The sequence below is a fragment of the Ruminococcus sp. B05 genome (assembly GCF_003628495.1).
Lineage (GTDB): Bacteria > Bacillota > Clostridia > Lachnospirales > Lachnospiraceae > Schaedlerella > Schaedlerella hominis.
Genome location: NZ_RBZR01000001.1, coordinates 551999 through 564707, shown reverse-complemented (window position 1 = coordinate 564707; position 12709 = coordinate 551999). Strand labels below are relative to the sequence as shown.

Below are 12709 nucleotides of genomic sequence, written 5' to 3'. Positions count from 1 at the left end.
GGAAATATGATTACAGGTATTATACTGGCGGCCGTTATTGTCGGCGGAACAGGATTGTTCATCGGTGTTTTCCTTGGAGTGTCTGGGAAAAAATTTGCCGTTGAAGTAGATGAACGTGAAGAAGCAATTCTCGGTGTACTTCCGGGAAATAACTGCGGTGGTTGCGGGTATGCAGGATGTTCAGGTCTTGCAGCAGCAATTGTAGCAGGAGAGGCAGAAGTAAGCGGATGTCCTGTTGGTGGTTCTTTGGTTGCAGCTAAGATAGGTGAAATCATGGGGGTTTCAGCAGACGGACAGGAAAAAATGACAGCATTTGTAAAATGCGCGGGAACTTGCGAGAAAGCACAAGATGAGTATGAGTATCATGGAGTGAGAGACTGTGTTATGGTTAATATGATGCAGGATGCCGGACCGAAAGGCTGTGATTACGGATGTCTTGGGTTTGGAAACTGTGTGAAGGCATGTCCATTTGATGCAATCCATATTGTAAATGGAATTGCAGTGGTAGATAAAGAAAAATGTAAGGCATGTGGAAAATGTATTGTTGCATGTCCAAAAAAATTGATTGAACTTATTCCATACAAACAGCAGACATTTGTACAGTGCAATTCTAATGATAAAGGAAAAGCTTTGATGGATGTCTGTGCAGTAGGGTGTATTGGATGTAAGCTGTGTGAGAAAAACTGTGAAGCAGGAGCTATAACAGTTACAAACTTTCTGGCACATATTGATGCGTCTAAATGCACTAATTGCGGGGTTTGTGCAGATAAATGTCCACGAAAAATCATTGTTCCGAGAAAAATTCCGGTATCTTAATAGTTTTGTAATTAAAATAATAGAAATAAAAAAGTCTTTGCCGTATAAGGTAAAGACTTTTTTATTTCTATTATTCCACTGTAAGAAGTTCGTAATCAGATGTGATAAAAATAGCTTTTACGTTATCTAACTGTTTGATTAATTTAGAGGCATCTTCGTAGCCAAGAGCATAGCAGGTCGTACTAAGGGCATCGCCGTCTACAGAGTTGTCAGAAATAATAGTTACTTGATAAAGATCATTTTGACATGGATAACCGGTAGAAGTATCCAGTATATGATGATAAATGGTGTCGCCTTCTTTGAAATAGCGTTCATAATTACCGGAAGATACAACGGACCCATCTGTAATTTCAAGTTGTGTAATGGGTTCATTTTGTTTGTCAAAAGGTTTTTGGATTCCGATATGAAAAGGCTGTCCATCGCAACGATTGCCTACTGCCAAAATATTTCCTCCTAGATTAATCAAGGCGTGATGGACGTTCATGCTGAGTAAATATTCCTTTAAACGATCAGCAATATATCCTTTGGCAATTCCCCCTAAGTCAATTTGTGCTTCTGAATCTAATAATGTTACAGAGTTGCCATTGAGGACAATATTTTGATACCCCACATGAGTTAATGCATTGGAAATATCTTCGCTGTTTGGTATTGTTCCACTATGTTCACCATTAAAGTCCCAAAGTTTACTGGCAGGAGCAATCGTAATATCAAATTTCCCATTTGAAAGTTTACAGTAATATAAAGCAGTTTTTAGAATATCGATGGTATCATCAGATACATTGACAGGATTTCCATGTGCGGAATTAATCTGAGCAATTTCACTTGTTGGAATTTCTGTGCTGAATTTATTTTCATATTCCTGACACATTTCTTTGCAGTTTTCTAACACATCGGGGGTGGCATCCCATGCCTGGATTTGAATGACGGTATCAAAATAAACACCAGATACTTGAATGAGTTCATCTTTTTTTTGAGAAGTACAACCAAAAATCGAACAAAAAGTAAAAAAAGTAAGTAACAATGCGATATATTTTTTCATATGCACCTCAAATTCTATTTCGTTATTGTATAATATAAAAAATACACTTTATTATAACGGAAAACAGAAAGTTATACAATCGAACATGTGGTTGCATTTCTGAAAATGCTGTGCTATGATGGTATGCAAGAGGTAGAATATGAAGAAAAAAGATTGGATATTGATTACTGTGATTCTTGCGATTGCAGGGATTTTTTTTGTCCTACATATAACAAGCGGCAGGACAGTACAGGGAAAAGCAGAAGTATATGTGGCCGGCAATATATATGGTACTTATGATCTTTCCAAGGAACAAAAGATTGTTATACAAGATTCGAATGTGCTAGTGATAAAAGACGGGAGGGCACAGATGGAAAGTGCAGATTGTCCAGATCAGATATGTGTAAGGCAGAAAGCTATTTCGAAAGAAGGAGAAAGCATTATTTGTCTGCCTAATAAAGTAGTGGTGTCGATTGTTGGTGGAGAAGAGAAAGAATTAGATGCTGTAACGAACTAGAAGGAGGCTGGCAATATGAAGAACAGAGTGGCTTATTTTGGTGTTTTTACGGCACTTGCTTTGATGTTTAGTTACATTGAAACTATGATACCTATTCAATTTGGAGTTCCCGGTATTAAATTGGGGTTTGCTAATATAATGATCGTAATTATGCTTTATAAAAGCAGTGCTAAGGAGGCTTTATTACTTTCAATTGTTAGAATTATGCTCTCAGGTTTTTTATTTGGTAATTTATCAAGTATTTTATATAGCATTGCCGGAGGTGTATTAAGTCTGGAAATTATGACGCTGTTAAAGAAGCAAGGCGGCTTTAGTGTAATTGGAGTCAGTGTAGCTGGCGGTGTGAGTCATAATGTAGGTCAGCTCATTGTTGCTATGCTGGTGGTTGAGACATATCAAGTGGGATATTATTTCCCTGTGTTACTTGTGGCAGGTGTTTTAACCGGATTGGGAATAGGAGTTGTATCACAAGAAGTTTTAAAGCGTATCAGGAACATTTGTTTTGAATAGAGGGAAAAGGAGTTCTATTTATATGATTTCTTATATAAGAGGAGAATTGGCAGCAGTTGAGAAAGATAAAATAGTGGTAGATGTGAATGGTGTGGGATGGGGAATTTATATGCCGGAACAGACAATGGGACGTTTACCGTCAATTGGCGAAGAAGTAAAAATTCATACCTATTTGAATGTGCGTGAAGATGCAATGCAGTTATATGGATTTTGCACGAGAGACGATTTAGAAATTTTTAAATTAGTTATTGGAGTAAGTGGCATAGGACCGAAAGGCGGATTAAATATTTTATCAAGTTTATCAGCGGATGATCTTCGATTTGCAGTGCTGTCCGGGGATGCAAAAGCGATATCAGCAGCACCTGGAATTGGGAAGAAGACAGCTGAAAAGTTGATCATTGAATTGAAAGACAAATTGAATTTAGAAGAAGTATTAGAAAACAAGGCAAATGGGGATGATTTTCAGGAGTCAAATACATCAGGCGGTACAAGTGAGATCCAATCAGAAGCGGTTCAGGCATTGGTTGCGCTTGGGTATGGAAGTACGGAAAGTCTTCGGGCAGTCAAGAAAGTATCAGCAAAATGCGAGACAGTTGAGGATGTGTTGAAGGCGGCACTCAAAAATTTGTTTTAGAACGACTGATGTTATTATGTTACCAAAGCACATATAGGCACTGGTCAAAATCTAAATACCGGCAAAGGTAATGACAGAGGGATAATATGGGAAAACGAATTATTACAACGGAAAATCTGGAAGAAGATATAAAAATAGAAAATAATTTGAGACCACAGTATTTGAAAGACTATATTGGTCAGGAAAAAGCAAAGAAAACACTGGAGATCTATATTAAAGCAGCAAAAGAACGTGGAGATGCCCTAGATCATGTGTTATTTTATGGTCCTCCGGGACTTGGAAAGACAACACTTGCTGGTATTATTGCAAATGAAATGGGTGTCAATATAAAGATTACATCTGGTCCTGCTATCGAAAAACCTGGAGAGATGGCAGCAATTCTGAATAATCTGCAAGAAAATGATATTTTATTTGTTGATGAGATTCATAGATTAAATCGGCAGGTTGAAGAAGTTCTTTATCCGGCAATGGAAGATTATGCAATTGATATCATGATCGGAAAAGGAGCGTCAGCAAGATCTATCCGATTAGATCTTCCTAAATTTACATTGGTAGGTGCAACGACAAGAGCAGGAATGCTAACAGCACCCTTGAGAGATCGTTTTGGAGTCATTCATCATCTGGAATTATATACAGAAGAAGAATTAACGACGATCATATTGCGTTCAGCAAAGGTGCTGGAAGTTGAAATAGAAGAAAGCGGAGCTGTGGAGTTGGCAAAGCGTTCAAGAGGAACTCCACGTCTTGCTAATCGTTTATTAAAACGAGTACGAGATTTTGCACAAGTAAAATATGATGGAGTGATCACAGAGGAAGTGGCAAATTATGCACTGAATTTGTTGGATGTTGATACGTATGGACTGGATCATATAGACAGAATGATCTTACTTACAATGATTGAAAAATTCCAAGGCGGACCGGTAGGACTTGAAACTCTGGCTGCATCTATAGCAGAAGATGCGGGAACGCTGGAAGATGTATATGAACCATATCTCTTGAAAAATGGATTTATACAGAGAACTCCGAGAGGAAGAGTTGTGACGGAGTTGGCATATAAACATCTTGGAATTGAGATATAATTTAAAAAATGGTTGGTTTTTGTGTTTATATAGTTTATAATAGCAATGAAGAAACGCAAGGAGGAAGCTATGAGTTCAGCAAAACATTTTACAGAAGTTTTAATAGGTGGAAAAGTATATACGTTAAGTGGATTTGAGGGAGAAGAGTATTTACAAAAAGTATCTTCTTATCTGAACCATAAAATTACAGAATGCACTAACAGTGAAGGATATCGAAAACAGAGTGCAGATACAAGAAATGTGCTCCTTGCTCTGAATATTGCAGATGATTATTTTAAAGCAAAAAAACAGGGCGATTCACTGGAGAGTGATATTGAACTGAAAGATAAAGAGATGTATGATTTAAAACATGAGTTGATTTCTGTTCAGATTAAGCTGGAGAATGCAGAAAAAGAACTGGCGAAGATGAAAGAAGAGAATAATGATCTGCAGATGCAGATTGTAAAATTGGAAACTGAGATGAAGAATCACAGAAAGTAAAATATAGTAGGCTGTCTGGTTCAGACAGCCTATTTAATATATCAACCATATATTGATATAGAAAAGGGAGTCTATATGAATTTAAAGTATGATTTAAATAAAAATCAAGACAGAAAAATAGAAATTCTTGCACCGGCGGGTTCCTACGAAAGCTTTCATGCTGCGATTGTGGCCGGAGCGGATGCAGTCTATGCCGGCGGACCTAAGTTTGGTGCAAGGGCATTTGCGGAGAATTTTACGGAAGATCAGCTTTTAAATGCGATTGATTATGCACATTTACATCAGAGGAAATTTTACCTTACAGTAAATACATTGTTGAAGGACTATGAAATTGAACAGCTTCCGGAATATCTGGAACCGCTTTATCAAAGAGGGCTGGATGCAGTAATTGTTCAGGATATGGGAGTTTTAAATGTAGTGCGGCAATATTTCCCGGATATGGACATACATGCAAGTACACAAATGACTGTTACAGGAGTAAATGGGGCACAATTTTTAAAAGAAAACGGGGCAGTGCGTGTTGTTCCGGCAAGAGAAATTTCATTGGAAGAAGTTCGTAATATAAAATCTGTAACAGGCATGGAGATGGAATGTTTTGTGCATGGAGCATTGTGCTATTGCTATTCCGGACAGTGTTTGCTTAGCAGTCTGATCGGAGGGCGGAGCGGAAATAGGGGGCAATGTGCTCAACCTTGCAGACTTCCTTATACAGTAGATGGAGAAAAAGGATATCTGCTTAGTTTGAAAGATATTTGTACTTTGGATATCATTCCGGATTTGATCGAGTCGGGAATTGATTCTTTTAAAATTGAAGGTCGAATGAAACGTCCGGAGTATGTTGCCGGTGTAACATCAATATATCGTAAATATGTAGATTTATATTTGAAAAATCCTCAAAAACCATATTGGGTGGATGATAAAGACAAAGAGATGTTAATGGATTTGTTTAACCGAGGCGGATTTCATACCGGATATTATAAACAGAAAAATGGCCGTAATATGATTACGATTCAAAAGCCAAATCATATCGGTGTTAAGGTTGGGACTGTGCTTTCTCAAAAAGGAAGAGAAGTTCAGATGAGAGCTCTGACAGATATAGCTGCAGGAGATTTGATTGAATTTAAAAATGAGGCACAGCGTTATACTACAGGAAAATCTTGTAAGCAGGGAGAAGTGATTACAATTCTTGCGCCAAAAGGAATAAGATTGTCTGTGGGTGAAGTTTTATATCGTGTTCAGAGTCCGGAATTACTGAATACTTTAGAGACATCGTATTCAGAAGGAAAGGTGATTGAAAAACTTTATGGATACATTTCACTGGAAGCAGGAAAAGCAGCAAAATTAGTAGTTTGTAAAGACGAATATAGCGTAGAAGTAGAATCGGGACAACAAGTTGAAGCAGCAAGCAGCCGTCCGCTCGATGAAGAGAGAATTAAAAAACAGCTACAGAAAACAGGAAATACGGAATTTGAGTTTGACGTGTTAGATGTCGAATTACATGGAGAAGTCTTTCTACCGATGCAGCAACTTAATGAAATGAGACGAAAAGCGTTAGAAGAATTAGAAAAAAAGATACAGGATTCTTTTCATAGAAAAACAGCCGAGAAGAAAGTTTTACAAGAAGAAATATTGGATACAGCATCGGTGAAACTCAGCAAGAAAGAGAATAAGCTGTCTGTTTTGGTTGAGACACAAGAACAATTAGAAGCAGTTTTAGAAAATGATAATTCAGTTGCATGTATCTATGTTGACAGTAATCTTGATAAAACAGGATTAGATGCGGAACTATGGAAAGGAATATCGGATAGGATTCATAAAAAGAATATAGAAGTATTTTTAGCAATGCCACGTATTTTTCGAAATCAGACGATTGATATTTTTGAGCAGGCATATGACAGTATTTTGACAAGATGCTTTGATGGAATGTTGATTCGAAGCATGGAAGAATATCAGTTTTTAAAATCAAAAAATTATTCGGGCAACATTCGTTTGGATTATAATTTATATATTATGAATAGATTTGCAAAGCAATTCTGGAAAAAGCAGGGTGTTATTTATGGTACAATACCGGTTGAATTAAATAAAAGCGAAATTGTTAACTTAGATTCAAAACAAGATGAGATGATTGTATACGGGTATATTCCGGCAATGGTGACAGCCCAGTGCGTGACATCTACGGTTCACGGGTGTAAAAAAGATTGTAAGATCACGATGTTAAAGGATCGATATCAGAATGAATTTCCGGTTAAAAATCAGTGTAGAGATTGTTATAATGTAATTTATAATACAGCTCCACTCTATCTGATAGATCTGAAAGAAGATTTGGAAGAATTAAATGCAGAAAGGTATCGCATTCAGTTTTCAATAGAAAACAAAGATGAAGTAAAGCAAATTCTGGAGCAATGTCACAGTATGTTTGGTGATCAAAAGGAAGATATGTTTATACAAAAGGAATCTATTACGAGAGGACACTTCAGAAGAGGGATTTCTTGATGGTTTTAGAGAAGATTGTTATTAGGCAGGTGGAAAAGTGGATAATATTATAATAGAACTTTCAAAATATATTATTATATTTTTGATGACTGCATATACATTTTCGTGCTTTTCTATCTTTGTACAAGAATACGAAGAGAGCGAAAGACACATTCTGATTCGTCAGAATATATTAATGTTTTTAATACATTTTATGGCTTATATGGTCATGTATTTAAAAACAGGAGAACAAAAGCTAATTGTTTTTTACGGATGTCAGGTTGTATATTTTATTGCAGTAATTGTATTGTATCGGATTATTTATCCGAAGGTGTCCAGTTTGATTGTAAATAATATGTGTATGTTGATCAGTATTGGATTGATTATGATTACAAGACTGGAGTTTGCGGATGCGGTAAAACAGTTTATTTATGCAATTGTAGGTGCAGTGATTGGACTTGTTGTTCCGGTTATTATTCGTAAGATGGAGACATTGATAGATTGGACATATATATATGCGGGTGTAGGATTTGCACTTTTGTGTCTTGTTGCAGTGTTTGCTGCAACTTCCGGGGGTGCAAAATTAGGATTTACGATTGCAGGATTTGGAGTGCAGCCATCAGAATTTGTAAAAATATTGTTTGTGTTTTTTGTTGCAGCGAGTTTGCAGAAATCAACAGATTTTAAAAATGTTTTAATTACAACAGCAATTGCGGCAGCACATGTACTTATTTTAGTTTTATCAACAGATTTGGGAGCGGCACTGATTTTCTTTGTCGTATATCTGGTTATGCTGTATGTGGCAACAAGACAACCACTGTATGCAATAGCAGGAGTAGGTGCAGGAAGTGTTGCGGCTGTGCTGGGCTATCGTTTGTTCGCACATATTAAAGTACGAGTATCTGTGTGGAAGGATCCGTTCGCTTCATATAACGAGGGCGGGTATCAGGTAGCACAGTCATTATTTGCGATTGGTACTGGCAGCTGGTTTGGAATGGGATTGATGCAGGGAAGTCCGGATTTGATACCGGTAGCAGAATCTGACTTTATATTCGCAGCAATTGCCGAGGAGATGGGACTGATTTATGCGTTATGTCTGATTTTGATTTGTGTAAGCTGTTATGTTATGTTTTTGAATATTGCAATGGAAATTAGAAATCAATTTTATAAATTGGTTGCACTGGGATTGGGAACCTGCTACATTTTCCAGGTGTTTCTGATGATTGGAGGAGTAACAAAATTTATTCCTTCTACAGGTGTCACTCTGCCATTGGTAAGTTATGGCGGGAGCTCAATGTTAAGTACAATGATTATGTTTGGAATCATACAAGGTTTGTACATAGTCAGAGAAGATGAAGTTGAAAAAAGAGAATTAAAAAGAGCAAGAAAAGAGAGAGTAGTAAGAAATGAAACGGGAAGAACGTCCAAAAAGAACAAAACAAAATTCGAAGAAGTCCCGAAACAAAGAATTCGCTAGAGTTACGTATATTTTTGTATTGTTGTTCCTTGCGTTGATGGGATATCTTGTTTATTTTAATCTTGTGCGTGCACAGAAAATTGTGAACAACCCACACAATGAACGACAGAACAATTTTGCACAACAGGTAGTCAGAGGTAATATTACAGATAAGGATGGAGTTGTGCTTGCAGAAACGCAAACAGATGAAGCGGGAAATGAATCAAGAGTGTATCCATATGGAGATGTGTTTGCACATGTTATAGGGTATGACTCCAGTCTTGGAAAAACCGGACTGGAATCAGTAGAAAATTTTGAACTTTTAACATCGAACGCATTTTTCTTAGAGAAGATAAGAAATGAGTTTCAGGATACAAAAAATATCGGAGATACGGTTGTAACAACGTTGGATGCCCAACTTCAACAAGCGGCATATGATGCACTTGCAGATAATAAAGGTGCGGTAGTTGTTTTGGATCCGGCTACAGGAAAGATACTGGCAATGGTGTCAAAACCGACTTTTGATCCGAATCAGATTGAAACAGAGTGGGATTATTTGAATTCGGATAGTGATAATAGTCCGCTTTTAAATCGTGTGACGCAGGGAGCATATGCTCCGGGATCAACATTTAAAATTGTAACAGCATTAGAGTTTATGCGAGAAAATCCAGATTATGCAAATTATACATATGATTGTCAGGGAGCTATTACTTGGGGAGATACTACAATTCATTGTTTTGCAAGTACTGTTCATGGGCTGGAAGATTTAAGAAGCTCTTTTGCAAATTCATGTAATTCCTCTTTTGCAAATATAGGGTTGTCATTAAATAAAACATCTTATAGACAAACAGCGGAGGAATTATTGTTTAATAAAAAACTTCCGTCGGTATTGGATTATTCCAAGAGTTCTTTTATGGTGGATGAGAATACAGGAGAAGCTGAGATAATGATGACAGCTATGGGGCAGGGAAACACCCTGGTCAGTCCTTATCACATGGCACTTATCACATCAGCAGTGGCGAATGGAGGAACACTGATGCGCCCATATCTGGTCGATAAAGTGACGAACCATACTGGTAATGAAATTAGTAAAAATGTACCAAAGAGTTATAAAAAGCTTATGACTTCAGATGAAGCGGCTCAGCTTAAAGAATATATGCGTGCGGTAGTAGAAGAAGGAACGGGAATGGATTTAAATTATGGTTCCTATACGGTTGCCGGAAAAACCGGAACAGCAGAGTACAGTATGGATGATGGTGAAAAAACCCATTCTTGGTTTGTTGGTTTTACCAATGTAGATAATCCAGAGTTGGTGATCAGTGTTATTATCGAAGGATATGATGGAAACAGTGGTGCAAAAGCAGTGCCGATAGCAAAGCAGATTTTGGATTCATATTATAACAGATAATGAAAGAGCAGGGAAAAGAATGCAGATTAGATGTTTTTGTGACTTATATGTTAGTGAACGATTTGAAAAAAAGAAGAATCAAGTGCTGAAAAAATTAATGGAAAGGAAATTTCAAACACCTTTTTACTTGATTACATTGGCACAGGGAGAACAGAATCATCTTGATATATATTCTTCTCTGCTGTTACAACAAGGAATTTATGATGATGAGACAATATTTATTGTCGGAATAGCCGAAGATTATACATCGGCAATGAATCTTGTTGAATGTATCACACAGGATACAGTTGAGAAAACCGGTGGTGTAGAGATTAGGTCGTATATATTAGAACAACAAAGAAGGTTTGAAGAAAGCAGAGGGTGAAAAATGCTCCATGTAATCTTGTTTATATTAAAGTTAATAGGGTACTTGATATTGGGAATTATAGTATTACTTGCTTTAATACTTACCGCAGTACTATTATCACCATTTTGTTATCAAGTGAGAGGCAAGTGCAATAAAGAAATAAAAAATCTTGATGTGCATGGTTCATTTACTTATTTGTTTCATCTGATTTCAGGGGAGATAAATTATAAAAAAGAGCAGTTTACCTGGAAAATACGTATTGCCTGGATACAAAAAAGTAACATTACCGAAATGGTAGATGTGAAAAAAGAAGATGTAAAGAAGATCGATATACCACAATCAGACAATGATAAAATATTGACTGCTATGGAAGAAAAAGAGGTAGAACAACCAATCCACAAGCCGAAGGCCGTAGTTCCAGAAACAAAGAAAGAGCATGTGCAAGAAGAGACTACTTCAGAAAAAAAAGCTGAAATCAAGTCAAAAAAAGAAAAAAAATCAAGTCTTTATGAAAGAGCAGTCTCTAAATTGCGGACACTTAGGTGTACAGTTCAAAAGGTTTGTGGTAAGATAAAATTACTTATTCAAAAAAAGAATACCTTAGTGGCATTTATAACAGAAGAAACACACGTGGCAGCATTAAAAAAGCTTATTTGTGAATTAAAGAAATTGCTGAAAAAATATTGTCCTAAAAAGGTAGAGGGAGATATCCATTTTGGGTTTGAAGAGCCTGATTTGACAGGAAAAGTTTTAGCAGTGCTTGGAATGATATACCCGTTGATTGGAGAACATTTAAATATCAGTCCGGATTTTGAAAAGACAGCTTTGGATGGGAGATTATTTATAAAAGGAAAAATCAGAATCTCAAGTATCGTAAAGATGGCATGGAATCTTATTTGGACAAAAAATGTCAGAATAACAATTGGAGATATTAGGAAATTCAGTTTTGATGAAGGAGGAGTACAAAATGGCTGATACAAATAATTTTAAAGATACAGTAGGTGCTTTGTTTAAAGGGATGGATGGAGTAGTATCTTCAAAGACAGTGGTAGGAGAGGCAATTCATACAGATGGAGTGACAATACTTCCACTCTTAGATGTTTCTTTTGGACTTGGTGCCGGTGCATTTGATAATGATAAGAAAGAAAGAACCGGTGGAGGAATTGGTGGAAAAATAACACCAAGTGCTGTGCTGGTGATTAAAGATGGAACAACACGATTGGTAAATATTAAGAATCAAGATACGGTAACAAAATTGCTTGATATGGTGCCTGGGATTTTAGATAAATTTACAACAAGAAAAGAAGACACTGTAACGGAAGAAGATGTTGCAGAAATGTTGGATGATGCAGAATAAAGACGGAAAGAACTGCATAAGCATAAATAAGAAGTGGATATGATAGATGGAATAGAATGAAACGAGTGATAGGGTTTGCATTTTTTTGTGCAGCAATAGGGATGATAATCTCATGGCTGATACCAGAGACTTTGTTTTTTCGTATAATGCTGTTTCTTGGATTTGTGATAGTAGGATACATATTATTCTGCAAATAAGAAACTAAAAAGGGGCATTGAACCGTTTGGTCATATGCGTGATATTAAAAAGAAAAGACTCAATATTCAAAGAGAATACTGAGTCTTTTTTAATCCGTGTCTGTAAAGCGGTCATTTACAACCCGCTCTGTCTGAAAACGATACTTAAATTAAGCACGTTCTACGCGTCCTGATTTCAGGCATGATGTACATACGTACATTTTTTTAGCTCCGCCTTCAGTCTGAACTCTAACAGACTTTACATTTGATTTCCACATTTTTGGTGATTTTCTATGAGAGTGACTTACGTTGTTTCCGAAGTGAGCACCCTTTTCACAAATAGCACATTTAGCCATCACAAACACCTCCTAACAATTTGAAATAGTCTATAATTAGACTCACAACACTGATATTCTAGCAGAAAGCTTCAATGAATGCAA

14 protein-coding genes are annotated in these 12709 nt (G+C 36.6%); 12 read left to right on the top strand and 2 right to left on the bottom strand.

The window, feature by feature from the left end:
- Nucleotides 1-6: 6 nt before the first annotated feature.
- Nucleotides 7-816, top strand: a complete 810-nt coding sequence (locus D8Q48_RS02440) for an RnfABCDGE type electron transport complex subunit B (RefSeq protein ID WP_117989906.1) — start codon at nucleotides 7-9, stop codon at nucleotides 814-816.
- 70 nt (nucleotides 817-886) lie between these two features.
- Here the strand turns inward: D8Q48_RS02440 and D8Q48_RS02435 are convergent, their stop codons facing one another.
- Nucleotides 887-1855: an FAD:protein FMN transferase gene (locus D8Q48_RS02435; protein ID WP_117989924.1), complete on the bottom strand. Its 969-nt coding sequence runs from the start codon at nucleotides 1853-1855 to the stop codon at nucleotides 887-889.
- A 139-nt stretch (nucleotides 1856-1994) separates the two neighbouring features.
- On the opposite strand from D8Q48_RS02435, the gene D8Q48_RS02430 reads away from it, so the two are divergent.
- The 11 genes from D8Q48_RS02430 to D8Q48_RS02380 all read left to right on the top strand — a co-directional run bounded on the left by D8Q48_RS02430 (nucleotide 1995) and on the right by D8Q48_RS02380 (nucleotide 12093).
- Nucleotides 1995-2351, top strand: coding sequence for a NusG domain II-containing protein (locus D8Q48_RS02430; protein ID WP_117988925.1), 357 nt, complete (start codon nucleotides 1995-1997; stop codon nucleotides 2349-2351).
- A 15-nt stretch (nucleotides 2352-2366) separates the two neighbouring features.
- A complete protein-coding gene (locus D8Q48_RS02425) occupies nucleotides 2367-2861 on the top strand; it encodes a Gx transporter family protein (protein WP_117988926.1) in 495 nt (164 codons plus the stop codon).
- A gap of 22 nt (nucleotides 2862-2883) precedes the next feature.
- The gene (gene ruvA / locus D8Q48_RS02420; RefSeq protein WP_117988927.1) at nucleotides 2884-3495 is read left to right on the top strand and encodes a Holliday junction branch migration protein RuvA; all 612 of its coding nucleotides are present in this window, start codon (nucleotides 2884-2886) and stop codon (nucleotides 3493-3495) included.
- Between the two features lie 86 nt (nucleotides 3496-3581).
- Complete coding sequence (ruvB, locus tag D8Q48_RS02415; protein WP_022076452.1) at nucleotides 3582-4574, top strand: Holliday junction branch migration DNA helicase RuvB; 993 nt, start codon at nucleotides 3582-3584, stop codon at nucleotides 4572-4574.
- 69 nt (nucleotides 4575-4643) lie between these two features.
- Nucleotides 4644-5054, top strand: coding sequence for a cell division protein ZapA (zapA, locus tag D8Q48_RS02410; RefSeq protein WP_022076451.1), 411 nt, complete (start codon nucleotides 4644-4646; stop codon nucleotides 5052-5054).
- 75 nt (nucleotides 5055-5129) lie between these two features.
- Nucleotides 5130-7547, top strand: a complete 2418-nt coding sequence (locus D8Q48_RS02405; RefSeq protein ID WP_117988928.1) for a U32 family peptidase — start codon at nucleotides 5130-5132, stop codon at nucleotides 7545-7547.
- Nucleotides 7548-7584: 37 nt separating this feature from the next.
- Nucleotides 7585-9003: an FtsW/RodA/SpoVE family cell cycle protein gene (locus D8Q48_RS02400; protein WP_121055268.1), complete on the top strand. Its 1419-nt coding sequence runs from the start codon at nucleotides 7585-7587 to the stop codon at nucleotides 9001-9003.
- A complete protein-coding gene (locus tag D8Q48_RS02395) occupies nucleotides 8933-10390 on the top strand; it encodes a penicillin-binding transpeptidase domain-containing protein (RefSeq protein WP_191855101.1) in 1458 nt (485 codons plus the stop codon). The genes D8Q48_RS02400 and D8Q48_RS02395 overlap by 71 nt, the downstream gene beginning before the upstream one ends.
- A 19-nt stretch (nucleotides 10391-10409) precedes the next feature.
- Complete coding sequence (locus D8Q48_RS02390; RefSeq protein WP_117988930.1) at nucleotides 10410-10754, top strand: hypothetical protein; 345 nt, start codon at nucleotides 10410-10412, stop codon at nucleotides 10752-10754.
- A gap of 3 nt (nucleotides 10755-10757) precedes the next feature.
- Nucleotides 10758-11711: a DUF2953 domain-containing protein gene (locus D8Q48_RS02385; protein ID WP_117988931.1), complete on the top strand. Its 954-nt coding sequence runs from the start codon at nucleotides 10758-10760 to the stop codon at nucleotides 11709-11711.
- Complete coding sequence (locus tag D8Q48_RS02380) at nucleotides 11704-12093, top strand: GerW family sporulation protein (RefSeq protein WP_117988932.1); 390 nt, start codon at nucleotides 11704-11706, stop codon at nucleotides 12091-12093. Before D8Q48_RS02385 ends, D8Q48_RS02380 begins: the two co-directional genes overlap by 8 nt.
- A 346-nt stretch (nucleotides 12094-12439) precedes the next feature.
- On the opposite strand, the gene rpmB is transcribed toward D8Q48_RS02380, so the two are convergent.
- Nucleotides 12440-12625: a 50S ribosomal protein L28 gene (gene rpmB / locus D8Q48_RS02375; RefSeq protein WP_117988933.1), complete on the bottom strand. Its 186-nt coding sequence runs from the start codon at nucleotides 12623-12625 to the stop codon at nucleotides 12440-12442.
- Nucleotides 12626-12709: the final 84 nt, after the last annotated feature.